This window comes from Variovorax sp. 01T439_2 (genome assembly GCF_056398445.1).
Map to the genome: position 1 here is coordinate 1 of NZ_JBFTPJ010001138.1, position 1,638 is coordinate 1,638.

The 1,638-nt window shown below is 70.8% G+C and carries 2 protein-coding genes; both read right to left on the reverse strand.

Annotated elements, in window-relative coordinates; all coding sequences use genetic code 11:
- A partial coding sequence (locus AC1DOC_RS32805) for an aspartate/glutamate racemase family protein (protein WP_478131456.1) occupies window positions 1-526 on the reverse strand: 526 nt, incomplete at its 3' end.
- A 44-nt stretch (window positions 527-570) separates the two neighbouring features.
- Window positions 571-1,638: MFS transporter (locus AC1DOC_RS32810; RefSeq protein WP_478131457.1), on the reverse strand; the 1,068-nt coding region annotated here is incomplete at its 5' end.

The following is a 1,638-nucleotide window of genomic DNA, read 5'->3' on the forward strand; positions in this document are numbered from 1 at the left end:
CGGCACCATCGTCGGCGATGCAGCGCTGAACGGCCTGCGCCAACGCTTCTTCGAGCGCGCGCGCATCGGCCGCGAGCGTGCGCGGATCGCCCTGCGTGAGGCGGATGCCGCTGAACTGCGCGCGCAGCCCGAGCGCGGCGGCGCGCGCCTCGATGGGCGCCGCGAGATCGGGCGTGATGGTGGCGATGCCGAAGCGCCGGCCGCCCTCGCCCGCCGCGAGCATCGATGCCTCGGCGATGCCGACCACGGGCACGCACGCGTCGCGCCGTACCAGTTCCACGCCAGGATCGCCGAAGGCGCTGACGATCACGCCGTCCCAGCCGTCGCCCGCCGCCGCGCGCCACACCTTGAGCACCTCGGCCGCAGCTGCGTCCAGCTCGCGTTCGTTGACGATCATCGGCGGGCCCTGGGTCGCCGTGCGGCCCGTCACGCGGCAGCCGGCGGGGGCTTCGGCCGATGCGATCCCCACCATCATGTCGGTGGTCGCGACGGACGCGTTGGGGTTGATGAGCAGGATGTCTGGCATGCGGAAGGACGCTTTCTTCTTTGGGAGATCGGTTGTCGTGCGGCTCAGTTCGAACGCGCCAGCGACGCTGCCGGCGTCCCGCCGCCAGGCTCGGCCTCGCCGGCCAGCGGCAGCGCATCGGGCGACTGGCCATAGGTCTCGGGCACGCACTGCACGCTGGCAACGAACACCGCGTACATCGCGGCGGCCAGGCCGAACACGCCCACCAGCCCGAAGGCGTCGAACAGCCGGCCCGCCACCAGCGGCATCAGCGCGCCCGCGGCGGTGCCCGTGGCCAGGATGAAAGCGGTGCCGAAGGCGCGCACGCGCGTCGGGTACAGCTCGGGGGCGAAGATCCAGATGGTGGTGTTGAGCAGCAGCACGAAGAACTGGAACACCGCGCCCGCGACCAGGATCACGGCGATGCTCTTGGCCACGAAGCCGATGGCCAGCGCCGCGAGGCAGGCGCACACGGCGCCGGCCGTCAGCACCCGCTTGCGCGGAAAGTGAAAGCCCAGCAGCGAGGCCGCAATGGCGCCCAGCAGGCTGCCGCCCTGCATCACCATCGTGAACATCAGGCTCTTGGACATGCTGTAGCCCAGCGTCACGAGGATGGTCGGCATCAGCGTGAGCACCGAGATCTGCGCGCCGTAGGTCATCCAGATCGTGATGCACAGCGCAGCGGTGCGCCGCGCCAGCGCGCCGCGGAATATTTCGGTCACGCGCACCTTCGGCCGTGCGGCCTGCGCGCCCATGCGGTCGTCGGTGATGTATTCCCGCTCGGCCGCCAGCTTGCCCGACAGCCGCCCCGAGGCCAGCCGCGAGAGCACCGCGTTGGTCTCCCTGACGCGGCCCTGCGACAGCAGGAAGCGCGGCGTCTCAGGGATGAAGCGGCGATAGAACGCGCCAAGCAGAGCCGGCACCATGAGGCAGGCGAACAGCCAGCGCCAGGCGTTGTCGCCCGGGAACATCCAGAACACCAGCAGGCCGAAAGCCGGCGCAAGAAAGTTGCCGAGCCCGCCGGCGCCCACGTTCACCAGCCCCACGGCCGTGCCGCGGAACTTGGTCGAGCAGAACTCGGCCAGCATGGTCACGGCAATGGCGATCTCCCCGCCCAGCCCGAAGCCCACCAC